Genomic DNA, 13,203 nt, shown 5'->3' on the forward strand with positions numbered 1-13,203 from the left:
TTGGTTCTGCTAGTCTAGCGCTATGGATAAGTCACAAAAACGAGAGGAACACCGGGCCACTCGGGAAGTCAAGAGGCAGGCGCACGAAGATGAAATGGTTAAGCTGCGCGGCAAGCGGGAGGGCAAGAAATGGGCCTTCTCTCTCGGCCTGATGATTCCATTTCTGCTAATCGTCGTATCTTTCGCCGCTGTCGCGTACGTTTTGTTAGTACTCCCCGGACGCTCCATTAACCAAACAGACACTATGGCCGCCAAGGCGATACTTAAAGCCGCCGCTGTTGCCGCCGACCAATTCGCTTCGGACCATAACAATTCTTATGGAGGCATGACAGCGGGCGATCTGAAAGCCATCGACTCTAAGATTAACTGGGCTGACGGCGCTCCTAATCCCGGCCAGGTCGGTATCGTCTCGGCCGAAGAAACTACGTTCAAATTGGTCTATAAGGATTCGACCGGCGGCGAATTCCAAGCGGCGCGCGATAAACCGGGGGCGCCATCTTTCACAGACGTCAGCGGCAACCCGATATAGAGCTTTGGTGTTTCTACTGTACTTTGATTTTGTACTTTAGGGTGTTGGCGGGAGCAACGGGTTTGTCCCAGGTCCGGAGATAATTGAGCGTTATCGTCGTTTCGCCGGCCGCGATTGCCTTATAGGACCAAACATGATCGCCGCCTGAGCCCACTCGCCCCGTATTATCGGCCGTGTATTTGTCGCTTATCTTTTTAACGACTTTACTGTCTGTACCCTTGGCCATCTGCCATACATATCCCGTAGTCGCGTTGCCTCTGAGAGTAATCGTGAATTGCTGGCCTACAGACGCTTCAATGGTCTTGCCCGAATCGGCCTCGGTATAATTAGCCGTTCTAAGGCTGCAACCTACATAAATCAGGACCGCGACAATACCCAGAACAAAGACTAATGAAATTACTAAGGTTCTTCTCATTTGGCGCCTCCATGGCCTAGCGCTAACCCCGCTGCCAGCTGATTTAATCATATACGCACAGCCAGTTAATTAAAAGGGTTCAATATGTAAATGGGGCCAGGGGTTGAATAATAAGGTTTCGGTTATTGCTTACGCGGTTAACATGTGTTAACTTAAATTTATTTGGTTAACATATGTTAACTAGGTTGGTTAAGGTTAACAACGGTAATAAAGTGGGGCACACATGGACAAGAATATGATTAGCACAACGGAAGCGGCAAAGATAATGGGCATAAGCCGTATAGCTGTCTGGAAGAAGATAAGTCAAGGGAAACTTAAGGCTGTAAAAATCGGTCGGAACTATGTTATCGATAGGCAAGATCTTGGGGATATCTATTCGGAGACGACACCCGAAACTGAAAAGATTATCGACGAAACGGTCGACCGGGTCATAAAGGAATATGGAGACGCGCTTAACAGGTTGGGCAAAGAATGAAGCCGGTTTCGATTAATGAGGTTGAGCGTGTCACCCATCGACTGGCGCAAGAGAAACTGGCCTTTGACGAGCCGATTCCGGATTTATCAACGCGGTATCCCGGTATCTTGGAGAGTTGTCTAAAGACAACATTCGAGACAGTTGCCGGGGGCAAAGACCCATATCGTGGTTTGCCTAAGAAAGCGGCGATTATGTTCTATCTGATGATTAAGAATCATCCGTTTTTCAACGGGAATAAACGAGTCGCTGTGACGACAAGGTTGACCTTCCTCGTGCTAAACGACAAATGGCTAAGGGTTACGAATGAACAGCTCTATCAACAAGCGGTTGAAGTCGCGCAAAGTAATCCCAAATACATGGATAGTGTAGTAAAGGATACCCAAAGGTTTATCTCAGACCATCTTGCAGGTGTATGAGGACGGGGGCTGGATGTTTGCCTCGCAATGACGGAAACACCCCCTCACCTTTAATCCTCTCCCTGTAGGGTAGAGGAGATTGTTTAGCACCCACCCTTTAATTCCCTCCTTGCCTGCCGGCAGTCAGGCTGCGGCAGATTTGCGGGGCGCCCCAGGATGACGCACCTCTGTATGCCTCCTGTTCTGATTTCTGTATCTGCGCAGAAACAAATACAGTGACTACCGTATTCTTGAATACTTGCGAATACGAGTATACTGGCGGTATGGCGATTATCATTGTCTCTGATTTGCATATCGATACCTGGGACAACGGGGAAAAAACACAGGGCAAGACCAAGGCCCGGCACTTTCTGGATTTCCTGGAAGCCAAGACTCCGGAAATCGAGGCGCTATATATAGCCGGGGATCTGATGGATATGCCGCCGGTGCGAAACCACGATGTCGTGCCTAAGGGCAGCGTCGCGGAACAAGTGATGAGCGGTCTGGTTGCCTTTGCCTCCAAGCCCGATAAAGACCTGGTCTACCTGGTCGGCAACCACGACATCGGGATTTCCGGTTTGCGGATTAATCTTGACTTTCAGGTTCCCTGGTTGGGCAGGATGGCCATAACATATCCGCGCGTCTATATAGAAACACCGGCCGGCGGGGTCCTGGTCGAGCACGGACATTTCTACGATCCCTCGCTAATGTTGTTCGCCGGCGACCTGATTCTCGGCACATATTACGGAGATGTTCGCGGCTTGCCGGCTTCGGACGTCTCCAGCGGTGTCATAAGGGCTCTTCAGCGCCGAGACCCTGTTACGGCCGAGAGGGTTGTAGAAGCGGGAGCGATGGAACCGGTCGCGAAACAGCGGCCGGGATGCCGGAGCATCGGTAGAAATATGATCAACTCGGTTCAGCACTGGTTCGGTTCGACGGTCGATGTTGTTTCTCCGGAATTGTGGCGGAAAGCGGCGCCGACGGCTTTGGCTGAATATAACGATTCGGCTGACGCCGACCACCAGGCGAACACGATTATCTTCGGCCATACTCACACGCCGGATAGCATGACCTGGGACGACATGCAGTATTTTAATAGTGGTTCATGGTCAAGCAATGGTCCGCAATCGACCTACCTGGAAATTTCCGCCGACGGCCGGATATCATCCCACGAATGGATAGAAAGTCTACAAATCCAATAACCGGTTTGAGTCCTCTTTTAGGCTTTGAGTTTTCTGGCGGAGAGAAGGTGGTCCGCTTCTCGCTCGAGGAAGAAGTTCAAGGTAACCCGGATGGCAACAGTGGCGCCAAGCAGCGAAATCTCCGTTATGGACGGAGCAATCAGGGTCCTTAGAATGTCCGCGCCTACCAAAAACTCCAAGGCAAAGGAAAGAGATCTGCCCAAACGTAACCGGATTTCGTCGGTGGAAACCGGATCCTTCAGGTATCTTCCAAAGCCACCGACATACCGGATGGCGCTATCAATAGCGGAAATGGCGATAACCAAACCCGCGAAGATATTTAGAGCGAAAGAAATAATATGAAATATATTTTTTACTTGCTGTTCCACAGTAAGCTCCCAAATATCAAATCTCAAATAGTATATCAGTCATAAAGGAACTTACGCGACCCATATAGGAACACTAAGGAAACGCAGCTTCTACTTCTTGCTCGGTCGCCCCGCCGGCGATGACGTATACAAGTATCTTGCCCCTGGACCAGAAGTATTGAGTCTGCCCTCCAGGTGCGACGACATACGCGGTCCTTCCGGCCAGCTTGATTACGCGAACACTTCCGAAGTCGCCGCCGATGCGCTGCATGGCCTTAACCATACGGTCGGTTTCGCTCCTCGCCTCTTTCGCTGTGGCGTATTCACTGAGCCAAACGGATATATCAGTTCCATAGCTTCCAATGGCCATTTCTTTAGCGTTTCGGAGCCGTCTCTGATGCAGCCTTGTACTCATTTCGGCCGCGGCTTCACCGGTTATTGTTTCCGTGAGCTCGACTGAGCCTATATTCGGCGGCAGGCTGTCGCTAAGGGCTGGGGGAGGCGGGCTTTCCGCCTTGCCACAACCGGTGATAAAGATTAATGCAAGAAAGAAGATTATCGGGAATCGTTTATTCAACCTATTTACTCCTTGTTTAACCAGCGTATTAATTGAAGTATACCCGAGCTAGTATGGCTTGGGGAATGACAGTATACTGGCGATAGTAAAATGTTGGTTGTCTAAGGAGGGGTTGGGGCTATGAAAGTTTACGCGGTGGTCGTAACTGTGGTTCTGCTCGTTTGTTTGGCGGCGGGCGGCTTGGTGATCGTTAAGCAAGGCGGCGATTTGCAGGCGATAGAGAAAAATCTTCAGACAGAACGCAGAAGGACCGGCGACGCGCAACGACAATTGAAAGATCTACAGGACGGAGTCGTCGCTATTAAGGTAACCAGCTTGGCGCTTCAAGCAGCTGTCAACGCCCCGATAATCCCCGGCGACGTAAAGATCGACCGGATTGAAGACGCCGCCGCCACCGACGCGCGGCAGAAACTGGGGGATATTACCGACCAGAAAGATAGAGAGATGGCGCTCGCGGATTGGGACGCGCTGCGTAACGGCGGCCGGGTCGTTGATTACCAATCAGTCTTGCGTTCGCTGTCCCAGAACATCACCCGCAACCTCGAACCGAAGAAGTAAATATTCTAAACAGATGGGCTGTCTTTAGGAGTTGAATTATGAGACAGAAGTTGATTGTTTGGTTGCTGGCTTTTTATATGGTGTTGATCGGTGGCGTAGCGTGGGCTAGCGCGCCTGTTGTCGCCACCGTCTTCTATATTCTGCTGGTGGCGCAGATACTTATTCACACCTTTTGGCTATGCCCGCGATGCGGCAACGATGAGTGCGCGATTAATCCGAAGAGTCCCTATTTTATTTTCATGGGGCGCCGGAAAGCGGCGCCGGTTGAAAAGCTGCCTGCCAGAAACATGACCTTGCCGGTCACAATGCTGGGTTTGACAATGCTCGTCGGCCTATACGCGATTTGGCTGTTAAGCCCGATCGTCAGCTATTCGTTGGCTTGGGCCGGCGCGATGTTGGTTTATGCCTATTCCAGGGTAGCCTGCAGCACCTGTCAAAACATCTGCATTATGAGTCGGCGGAAGCAGGCCGGCTAGTGTTATACCAGCCTCTACATTGCACAAAACTATGTTTTGACCTAGTTTAAGAATGGTTCATTACGTGCTATAACATTGTCGAAGCTATCGATGAGGAGGAGCCATGAAGTGCAAGAAGACCCCTGTTGCCAAGAAGATAAAGCCCTGTCCGCCCGAGGAGGGGCATAAATCAAAGGTTGAGAAACCCAAATCTCAAGAACGTCTTAAGTATGACCCGGGTCACAGGATGAGGGTTCGCGACCAGGACGGGCGCACTACGCACCGCGACTACGAAGACCAAGACAACCACAAACCTCACTAAGGCAGCTGTCAGTCTGCCGATAGGGCGAAACGGTATTCGTCGGTGAAGTCTTGGGACTTGTTCGGGCCGTCTTTTAGATAGAACTTAACGCGCACGCTTTTATCGTCCAAGTCGATCACCAGCGGCCAGAGGGTTCTTAGCGGTAGGTCGAGCGACGGGCCTTCGGAGCTGTCCTGGCAAAAACCTCGAACCAAGTCCATTGCCTGAAATCCGTCGGCGGCTGAATACTTCCGGTCGGTATTCTCAACTAGATAAGCATTCAGCTTCCTGTAGCGATTGAATGAGTTATAAGCCTGTTCCGGACGATTCCGGCCAACGCTTCGCCGATTTCTTCATTGGTCCCCTTAACCGAGATGTGCCTGACTTCCATATAATTGTCGCCGCTTTTGGGTAGGATGACTTCGTTCTTTAGAACGACGTTTCGGTTCGATGAATTATTGCTATCTGGCATGAGACTCCTTTTCTGGATAGGTTTCCTCCTAGATTACATATATACCACTGCAAAGGAGAGAGCCCATTGTATGGAATCGGAAAAGTAAGTATAATGTAAGTAAATACGGATTTTGATGGAGGTCATAATATGAAAAGAGAAAGCGCGGTTTTGTCTTCCCGGGGCCAGCTTACCCTGCCGGCGTCGGTGCGGAAGAGCGTCAATATCAAACAGGGCGATGTTTTGAGCGTTTATGAGGTCGACGAGCGGTTCATAATTATCGAGAAGGCGCAAGCGACACCGTTGGAAGAAATCCTGACTCGCTTTGAGGAAAGCGCGCGAAAGAATAATTTGAAAGCTGACGACGTAGTGGAGATTGTACGCGCCGCGCGCCGCACCGTCTATCGCGAGATATATGGCGCCGATTCTTAGGGTTTTTGCCGATACAAATATCCTGGTTTCGGCATTTTGGTTTAATGGACCGCAGCGTCGGCTTGTTATAGCAGCGGTTGAGGAAAGACTGACTCTTATGCTTGGACAAGTCGTAGTTCGTGAGACGCAAAGTGTTATTAAGAAGAAAACACCTGATAGGGAAGATGATCTCAGGGCTTTCCTGGAGGCTATTCCTTTCGAAACAGTCCCCCTGCCATCCAAAGCGATGGTATTGCGTCACCGGAAATATGTTACGCACGACGAGGACGCGCCGGTATTAGCGTCGGCCGTTCTAGCGGACGTAGATTATGTAGTATCCGGAGACAAGAAGTTCTCGAACAGGGCGACAAGAGAAATGGTTGAGTTGATTTCATGCTCGGAGTTGTTGCTTAGACTGCCCCCGAAGAAGAAATCGCAAAAAACCTAGTCTCTGTCTTTGCGGTTTTGTTTTTGGTCCAGATACAGTTTCCGGAGGCGGAGATTATGCGGGGTGACCTCTAGGAGCTCGTCGTCTTCCAGGAAGTCTAAGCATTGTTCCAGGGTCAGGATAGTCGGCGGCGTCAGCAGGATGGAGTCGTCGGAGCCGGCGGCCCGCATGTTGGTCAGCTTCTTTTCCTTGGCCACGTTGACCCAAAGGTCGTTCGTCTTTGCGTGCAGGCCGACGATCATACCCTTATAAATAGGAGTCTGCGGATTGATGAACAGGACGCCGCGTTCTTGCGTGTTGCCCAGGCCGTAAGTTACAGCTTTGCCGCTTTCCGAGGCAACCAACGCGCCGTTTCTTAACTGAACAAGGGCTGAACCTAACTTCTGATAGCGGAGGAACATTGAATTCATGACCGCGGTTCCCCTGGATTGAGTCAGCAGTTCACTACGCAAACCCAATAGCCCCCGCGTCGTAATCTCAAAAACCAAGCGGACGGTAGAGTCGGAGTTGTCTTCCTGGGATTGCAGGACACCCTTGCGGCGGCCGATTTCGCTGATGACGGCACCCGTATAGGCCGTGTCGACGTCAACGGTAAGCTCTTCAACCGGTTCGTTTTCCTGTCCGTCGATCATCTTCGTTATGACTTGGGGCTTGCCGACCTGGAACTCATATCCCTCGCGCCGAAGCGTTTCCAAAAAAACCGACAGGTGCAGCTCGCCCCGCCCGGAAACGATGAAGTTCCCAGACTCACCCATCTCCAACTTGAGAGAGACGTTGGTATCCAGTTCCCGTTCGATTCTCTGAAGGATCTGGCGGCTGGTAACGAACTTGCCGTCCTGGCCGGCGAAAGGCGAGGTGTTGGCGGAGATGCTGATCTTTAGCGTCGGTTCCTCGATCTCGATGACCGGCAGCGCTTCGGGTTGGTTAACACAGGCCAGCGTCTCCCCGATATTGGCGTTCTTCACACCGGTCAACGAGACGATATCACCAGCCTGGGCTTTGTCTACCGCCAACCGGTTCAAACCTTGGCTGACGTAGACCGCATCAACGCACGCTTGCTCTTCCGTGCCGTCCTTTTTCATCAGCGTTATAGTTGTGCCCGGACTGATGCTGCCCCGAGTAATCCGGCCGATGGCGTATTTCCCCTGGTAGCTATCGCTATCCAGCGCGGCGACCAGCATCTGGAAATGTTTGTCGACCTCCGCTTGAGGCGCCGGGACATATTTCACGATCGCCTCGAAAATAGGCGTCAGATCGGCGGGCGCACTCATGTCGGCCGGCATGGTTGCCCAAGCTTTGCCCTCGCGGGCGATGGCGTAATAGACGGGGAAATCAAGGTGGTCGGGGTCGGTCGCCAGGTCGAGGAAAAGGTCGTGCGTCTTCTCGATGACCTCGTCAACCCGAGCGTCGCGCTTGTCTATCTTGTTGATGACCACGATCAACTGCAGCCCGATTTCCATGGCCTTTTTCAGCACGAACTTAGTCTGGGGCATCGGGCCTTCCTGGGCGTCGATGACCAAAATGGCGCCGTCCGCCATGTTCAGAGTGCGCTCAACCTCCCCGCCGAAGTCGGCGTGGCCGGGAGTGTCGATGATATTGATCTTAGTGTCCTTATAGATAACGGCAGTGTTTTTGGCAAGGATGGTTATACCGCGCTCCTTTTCCTGGTCATTAGAGTCCATGATCAGGGTTTGCGTGAACGCGGCTTCGTTTTCCCGGAATGTTTTTGATTGCTTCAGAAGACCGTCTACGAGAGTAGTCTTACCGTGGTCGACGTGGGCGATAATGGCAACATTGCGAAGATTCATAGATGTTTGATGCTACGGGAGATTCGCCGAAATAGCAAATCAGACTGGATGTCCGGCACAAAAAGAAAACAGCCCCGGGAGGGATGAACCTCTCCAGGGGCCGTTTGTCTTTAACAGATAAAGCTAACGCTTAGTAGCGCTTGCTGCCGTATCCGCCGCCGTAGCTACGGTTATTGGACGACGTACGCTCTTCGCGAGGCTTGGCCTCGTTAACGTTGAGCTTACGACCGTCAAGCTCCGTCTCGTTCAACGCCGAGATAGCCGCTGCCGCCGCCTCTTCGCTGCCCATTTCAATGAACGCGAAGCCCTTGCTGCGACCGGTCTGACGGTCCATTACCAGGTCCGCCGACGCGACTACACCGCTGGCCGAGAAAAGCTCTTTAAGCTGATCGGCAGTTGTGTCGTAGGAAAGGTTTCCCACATACAGTCTAGTTCCCATACTCTTTTCCTCCCTTCACAGTCATTGCCTTCGGATGAAGGCGGAGGCTAGTCAAAGGAACCAGGGGTCTGCGGACGAGGAAAAATCTCTGCGTGCTCAACCAAAAGCTCAATCGAAAAACCTACTATTTAAGTATAACACACAATGCACATGATAGTTACAAGTCAATCCAGGCGTCTTCGTAAAAGTGGCTTAGGGCCGACCGGCCCTCAGGAAAGCTACATTCAGCAACCGGGTTCGCCGGGGTGGTCACAGCAATTTTGACGCAACCGGATTCTGCGCCATAGGTTCGAGAATATAAGCTTTAATTTCTTACCGAGCGACATTGGCTGGCGAATATTACGCCAAAAGGCGCCAGGATCGGGATTAGCATGCTGGTGCAAGGCCGGCTCCCTTCTCTCCTCTATGATAATCAATGTTGCCGGCAAAGGGCTATACTGACGATATGGGCAATATGACGTTTGAAGAAGCCATGGACAGATTGAAGGCGAAAGCCAGGCCCGACCAGCTGGAGGGCATGGCTAGGTTCGGGATAACCGGCGCCGGCCGGCTGGGCTTGTCCATGCCCGACATTCGCCAGCTGGCCAAGGAGATCCGCAAGAATCATGATCTGGCGCTCAAACTTTGGGTTACGAAGGTCCCGGACGCAATGATTCTGGCGGCAATCGCGGACGACCCCGCTCAAATGACCAAAGAGCAACTGGAATCGTGGGTCGTAGATATTAATGCCTGGGACGTTTGCGACCAATTATGTATGACAATGGATAAACTCCCCTTCGCTCCTGAGCTGGTCAGGGAATGGTCGACCAGAGACGAAGAGTTCGTCAAGCGAGCCGCCTTTGCTTTGATCGCCTGCCTGGCCTGGCACGCCAAACAAGCCCCCGACAAAGACTTCATAGGTTACCTGAAGATTATCAAGGCTGGGGCGACCGACGAGAGAAACTTCGTTAAGAAGGCTGTTAACTGGGCGCTGAGAAACATCGGCAAGAGGAACGCCGCTCTCAATAAAGAGGCCTTGAAAGCGGCCAGGGAAATTCAGAAGATAGATTCAAAAGCAGCGCGGTGGATTGCCGCGGACGCGATTCGGGAACTGGAAAGCGATAAGATTCAAGTCAGACTGGCTTAAAGCGGCGCGGCCGCGAAAGGTGTTAGTTATGAAAAAGGCGATGATGGCGTTATGCGTTCTTATGGTCGGGGTCGTTGTTCTGTTCGGCTGCTCGAAGCAGACCGGTAGCGAGGAGACGACCGGAACAACCGAAAAGGGGGCTGAGAAGACGATGTTTGAGTTAAAGAGCGAGGCTTTTACCAACAGGTCCGCCTTGCCCATCAAATACGCCAAGTCCAACGTGACGGGCGGACAGAATGTGAGCGTTCCGCTGTCTTGGTCCGGCGCTCCGAGCGGCACCAAGGCGTTCGCTTTGGTTATGGTGGACCGCAATCCCATGGCCGACAACTGGATTCACTGGGCGGTCGTCAGCATACCGGCAACCGCAACATCGATTCCGGAAGGAGCATCCGGAACGGAGAAGATGCCGACAGGCGCACAGGAGCTTAACAACACTTTCGGAGACAAGGGCTATGGAGGGCCTACGCCGCCGGCGGGGACCGGAACTCATGAATATGAGTTCATTCTGTATGCCTTAATCAACGATAATATTGAGGTGCCGGCGACACCTTCTCTAGCCGTGTTCGAGGCGGCTGTAGACCCAGCCGCGATCGCCAGCGCCAAAATCTCAGGAATGATGGAACGGTAAGGAGGCGAAATGGTGAAAAAGACCTTGGCGGTTATCGGTCTGCTGGCAATCGTCGGAACGATTATCGCGGTTGCCGCGATAATGTTCTGGCCTAGCGGCGGCAACGCGGCCGAGAAGGCGCTGGCGCAGTCGTCACTGCGAAATGTCATCTCCGCGGCCGAGATATACCGGGAGGAGCATGACAACGTCTACGAGGGTCTGACCGCAGCGAAGATACAGAATACGGTCAGTGAGAAGGTCGTTGACGGGATGCCTAAAGCCGGGCAAGTGGGCATAATGGATTATAATTCGGACCAGCTGGTTCTTTTATTTGTAGGGCAAAGCGGCAGCGAGTACAAGGTGACAGTGAAATCAGGCTCTATTGAATGGGATTTCTAGCCATTAAAAGTATACGTGCGATATTGTAGAAAGGAGGCCGGATGGCTGACAAGCCGGTAGGGGAAACTCCTGTTAAGAAAGTTGAACGGAAACGAAATATTTGGATGGCGTTGGCAATCGCGGCCGGTGTAATTGTTTTCTTCATGGTGATTGTCGGCCTGGTCGCTGTCAGGTTGAATTCTAAGTCGACGGACCAGAGCCAAACGGCCACGACGACCACGAAAAAAAGCACCACAACCACGGATGATACCAACATTAATCAGAAATCGACGCCTAGCATCACCCAATCCGCGGAGGATGCGGAGAAGTATAAGGGTTGGCAGACTTATGAAAATCAGTCATGGAGGGTGTTCGTTCGGTTCCCGGCCGGGTGGACAAAAACAGAGACTTCCGGAAGCTTAAACGTCGTTTTCCTAGGTCCGCCGACGGCCGGAGGCGTTATTCTGAACGAGTGCGTTTTCGGCATCTTTGTCAAGGAAGTCCCGGCCGGTACGACGCTGGACTCATATGTCCACACAGCCCAGACGCAGCCTATGGGTGGCGGAACCGTTGCGGAGCAAATGGAGACCTCGGTTGGCGAAAGCCCGGCGGTAAAAATCATGGATACGTATTCCGATGTGGGCGCTCCCTGGAAGAGGCTAAGAATTTGGACCATAAAGAACGGGCGGGCTTACACTTTTTCTTATACCGCCAGCATCAACTATGGCGGAACGGATTATTACACTCTGCATTCGGCGACCGCCGATATGATTCTGGCCTCGGTGATTATTCCCGATTAGTGGTGCGGCGGCAGATCCTTGGCCGCGTGACTAACGGTCTCACTTATCCGCTTGGCCCGGGTATCCTCGCGTTTTGCGGTGTCTATCCACCGAAGTATCATCTTCTTAGTCGAATCGGTAAAGCCGTCGAAATTCTCTCGCGCGGCCGGATTAGCGTTTAAAGCCTCGTTTAGATCGTCCGGGATGTCCAGGTTATCGATAGGGACGAGCGACGTCCAAGCCCCGTTTGCCTGGGCGATTTTGACTGCTTTCTGTCCGGCCGGTGCCATCAATCCCTGGCGCTCCAGCCTGGCAACGCGGTTACGGTTGTTCTGCGACCAGATACTGGTCGGTTTGCGGCCGGAGAACCAGAGCTTAAATCTTTCCTTATCAATCGGGTGAAGCCGGCTATCTATCCAGCCGAAACATATCGCCTCTTCAACCGCGTCTTCCAAAAGAAGACGGGGTGAGCGGCTCTCTTTTTTGTGTATTACGACCCACGTGCCCAATGACGAGGCGTGGTTTTTGTCCAGCCACGCACGCCAGGTAGCACGGTCCTTGGGGTCTAGGGGTTCCTCGGTGTCTTTAGAAAAAGAACTAACAATCATATTAGTATTCTAGCATCTTCAAGTAACAACATGGCGGTTAAGTCGAAATTAATTCAGTGTTCTCGGTCAGTTTGTAGACCGCCGCCATAGACAACAGGCCGTAAGCACCCAGCCACATCGCGATGATGATCTGGGTGGGCAAGTTGACCGGATCGTAGATGCCGGCCGGTTTAAACAGGCTGTAACTTAAGTCGGCGATTGTGAAGACCGACAAACCGAGCACGAGCAGTGCTTCCCATAGTCTATTGAAGTGGGTTCTGTGGACCAGGATTATCACCGATAGCCCGGCCACAACACACACGTCGAGGGCCGTGTACAAGTAATTTACAAACAAGGAAAAGTCTACGCCCGGCGTTCGCACTATGCTGGCGGCGACGCCGTGCGGTAGGAATATGGCCATAACTACGCTGATTATAATAGACACGACTATAACCGCAAACGGGTAGAATTTTACCCACTTGAATCTCAGGCCCGGTTTCTCGGTGGCGCGGCCGAGTGAAACCACGAGAGCGACCAGGAACACATAAGAGGTTAGGTAGAAGATATCCGGGACGCAAAAAACTCTTTTAGGTCCGAACATGCCGGTAAGCTCGCAGATACGGAGAGACAAGTCGCCGATTGCCCACAACGCGCCCGCTGATGCTATCAGAATCCAGACTTTCTTGTCGTGACCACGGGATTTGACAGCGGCGACGATTAAGACGGTAACCGTTACAACACCCATTATAAAATAGAAAACATCCCGTACAGGTTCAGCATAGGCTGTGTTTACGAAAGCGGAAGTCAGCAGGAAGATTGTGATGAAAAAAAACAGACCGAGCCAGGCGGCGAGAACGATTCGCTGATTCCGCTTTTTGCTGTTCATATCATGAACAGTATACATTTTTATATCAT

Annotated in this window: 22 protein-coding genes; 13 read left to right on the top strand and 9 right to left on the bottom strand. The window is 52.1% G+C overall.

Annotation, left to right across the window (positions count from 1 at the left end; translation table 11 throughout):
* Positions 1–22 precede the first annotated feature (22 nt).
* Positions 23–529: a hypothetical protein gene (locus WC891_04090; protein ID MFA5867131.1), complete on the top strand. Its 507-nt coding sequence runs from the start codon at positions 23–25 to the stop codon at positions 527–529.
* Between the two features lie 13 nt (positions 530–542).
* Here the strand turns inward: WC891_04090 and WC891_04095 are convergent, their stop codons facing one another.
* On the bottom strand, positions 543–944 hold the full coding sequence (locus tag WC891_04095; GenBank protein ID MFA5867132.1) for a protease inhibitor I42 family protein: 402 nt from the start codon (positions 942–944) through the stop codon (positions 543–545).
* 223 nt (positions 945–1,167) lie between these two features.
* On the opposite strand from WC891_04095, the gene WC891_04100 reads away from it, so the two are divergent.
* The 3 genes from WC891_04100 (at position 1,168) to WC891_04110 (ending at position 3,016) form a co-directional block, all read left to right on the top strand.
* Entirely contained in the window at positions 1,168–1,419 is a 252-nt protein-coding gene (locus WC891_04100) for a helix-turn-helix domain-containing protein (GenBank protein MFA5867133.1), read from the top strand.
* Positions 1,416–1,835, top strand: coding sequence for a type II toxin-antitoxin system death-on-curing family toxin (locus WC891_04105; GenBank protein MFA5867134.1), 420 nt, complete (start codon positions 1,416–1,418; stop codon positions 1,833–1,835). Before WC891_04100 ends, WC891_04105 begins: the two co-directional genes overlap by 4 nt.
* A gap of 263 nt (positions 1,836–2,098) precedes the next feature.
* The gene (locus WC891_04110) at positions 2,099–3,016 is read left to right on the top strand and encodes a metallophosphoesterase (protein MFA5867135.1); all 918 of its coding nucleotides are present in this window, start codon (positions 2,099–2,101) and stop codon (positions 3,014–3,016) included.
* A 17-nt stretch (positions 3,017–3,033) separates the two neighbouring features.
* On the opposite strand, the gene WC891_04115 is transcribed toward WC891_04110, so the two are convergent.
* Together WC891_04115 and WC891_04120 are read right to left on the bottom strand one after the other, a co-directional pair.
* On the bottom strand, positions 3,034–3,384 hold the full coding sequence (locus WC891_04115; GenBank protein MFA5867136.1) for a DUF1622 domain-containing protein: 351 nt from the start codon (positions 3,382–3,384) through the stop codon (positions 3,034–3,036).
* A 73-nt stretch (positions 3,385–3,457) separates the two neighbouring features.
* Entirely contained in the window at positions 3,458–3,940 is a 483-nt protein-coding gene (locus tag WC891_04120) for a hypothetical protein (GenBank protein MFA5867137.1), read from the bottom strand.
* Between the two features lie 120 nt (positions 3,941–4,060).
* Here WC891_04120 and WC891_04125 point away from each other — a divergent pair, with 120 nt between their 5' ends.
* From WC891_04125 to WC891_04135, 3 genes are all read left to right on the top strand, one after another.
* Entirely contained in the window at positions 4,061–4,498 is a 438-nt protein-coding gene (locus tag WC891_04125; GenBank protein ID MFA5867138.1) for a hypothetical protein, read from the top strand.
* Positions 4,499–4,536: 38 nt separating this feature from the next.
* Positions 4,537–4,974 (top strand): hypothetical protein, encoded by a 438-nt coding sequence (locus WC891_04130; GenBank protein ID MFA5867139.1) that lies wholly within the window; start codon positions 4,537–4,539, stop codon positions 4,972–4,974.
* Positions 4,975–5,077: 103 nt separating this feature from the next.
* Complete coding sequence (locus WC891_04135) at positions 5,078–5,275, top strand: hypothetical protein (protein ID MFA5867140.1); 198 nt, start codon at positions 5,078–5,080, stop codon at positions 5,273–5,275.
* A gap of 8 nt (positions 5,276–5,283) precedes the next feature.
* Here the strand turns inward: WC891_04135 and WC891_04140 are convergent, their stop codons facing one another.
* Both WC891_04140 and WC891_04145 read right to left on the bottom strand, forming a co-directional pair.
* Positions 5,284–5,475 (bottom strand): hypothetical protein, encoded by a 192-nt coding sequence (locus WC891_04140; GenBank protein ID MFA5867141.1) that lies wholly within the window; start codon positions 5,473–5,475, stop codon positions 5,284–5,286.
* Between the two features lie 59 nt (positions 5,476–5,534).
* Positions 5,535–5,726, bottom strand: a complete 192-nt coding sequence (locus tag WC891_04145; GenBank protein ID MFA5867142.1) for a hypothetical protein — start codon at positions 5,724–5,726, stop codon at positions 5,535–5,537.
* A 129-nt stretch (positions 5,727–5,855) separates the two neighbouring features.
* Between WC891_04145 and WC891_04150 the strand changes: the two genes are divergently transcribed.
* Positions 5,856–6,137: an AbrB/MazE/SpoVT family DNA-binding domain-containing protein gene (locus WC891_04150; GenBank protein ID MFA5867143.1), complete on the top strand. Its 282-nt coding sequence runs from the start codon at positions 5,856–5,858 to the stop codon at positions 6,135–6,137.
* Entirely contained in the window at positions 6,121–6,564 is a 444-nt protein-coding gene (locus WC891_04155; GenBank protein ID MFA5867144.1) for a PIN domain-containing protein, read from the top strand. Before WC891_04150 ends, WC891_04155 begins: the two co-directional genes overlap by 17 nt.
* Here WC891_04155 and typA read toward each other — a convergent pair.
* Together typA and WC891_04165 are read right to left on the bottom strand one after the other, a co-directional pair.
* Positions 6,561–8,372 (bottom strand): translational GTPase TypA, encoded by a 1,812-nt coding sequence (gene typA, locus WC891_04160; GenBank protein ID MFA5867145.1) that lies wholly within the window; start codon positions 8,370–8,372, stop codon positions 6,561–6,563. The genes WC891_04155 and typA overlap by 4 nt on opposite strands.
* A gap of 130 nt (positions 8,373–8,502) precedes the next feature.
* On the bottom strand, positions 8,503–8,811 hold the full coding sequence (locus WC891_04165) for an RNA-binding protein (GenBank protein ID MFA5867146.1): 309 nt from the start codon (positions 8,809–8,811) through the stop codon (positions 8,503–8,505).
* A gap of 415 nt (positions 8,812–9,226) precedes the next feature.
* On the opposite strand from WC891_04165, the gene WC891_04170 reads away from it, so the two are divergent.
* From WC891_04170 to WC891_04185, 4 genes are read left to right on the top strand one after another with little or no spacing between them, the layout of a single operon-like run.
* Positions 9,227–9,937 (top strand): DNA alkylation repair protein, encoded by a 711-nt coding sequence (locus tag WC891_04170; protein MFA5867147.1) that lies wholly within the window; start codon positions 9,227–9,229, stop codon positions 9,935–9,937.
* Between the two features lie 28 nt (positions 9,938–9,965).
* Positions 9,966–10,565: a YbhB/YbcL family Raf kinase inhibitor-like protein gene (locus WC891_04175; protein MFA5867148.1), complete on the top strand. Its 600-nt coding sequence runs from the start codon at positions 9,966–9,968 to the stop codon at positions 10,563–10,565.
* A 9-nt stretch (positions 10,566–10,574) separates the two neighbouring features.
* A complete protein-coding gene (locus WC891_04180; GenBank protein ID MFA5867149.1) occupies positions 10,575–10,943 on the top strand; it encodes a hypothetical protein in 369 nt (122 codons plus the stop codon).
* A gap of 41 nt (positions 10,944–10,984) precedes the next feature.
* Entirely contained in the window at positions 10,985–11,722 is a 738-nt protein-coding gene (locus tag WC891_04185; GenBank protein MFA5867150.1) for a hypothetical protein, read from the top strand.
* On the opposite strand, the gene WC891_04190 is transcribed toward WC891_04185, so the two are convergent.
* Together WC891_04190 and WC891_04195 are read right to left on the bottom strand one after the other, a co-directional pair.
* Complete coding sequence (locus WC891_04190) at positions 11,719–12,309, bottom strand: YdeI/OmpD-associated family protein (GenBank protein ID MFA5867151.1); 591 nt, start codon at positions 12,307–12,309, stop codon at positions 11,719–11,721. The genes WC891_04185 and WC891_04190 overlap by 4 nt on opposite strands.
* Positions 12,310–12,346: 37 nt before the next feature.
* Complete coding sequence (locus WC891_04195; protein ID MFA5867152.1) at positions 12,347–13,174, bottom strand: hypothetical protein; 828 nt, start codon at positions 13,172–13,174, stop codon at positions 12,347–12,349.
* Positions 13,175–13,203 lie beyond the last annotated feature (29 nt).

The sequence above is a fragment of the Actinomycetota bacterium genome (genome assembly GCA_041658625.1).
In the GTDB taxonomy this organism is placed as follows: domain Bacteria; phylum Actinomycetota; class JAHEXW01; order JAHEXW01; family JAHEXW01; genus JBAZZW01.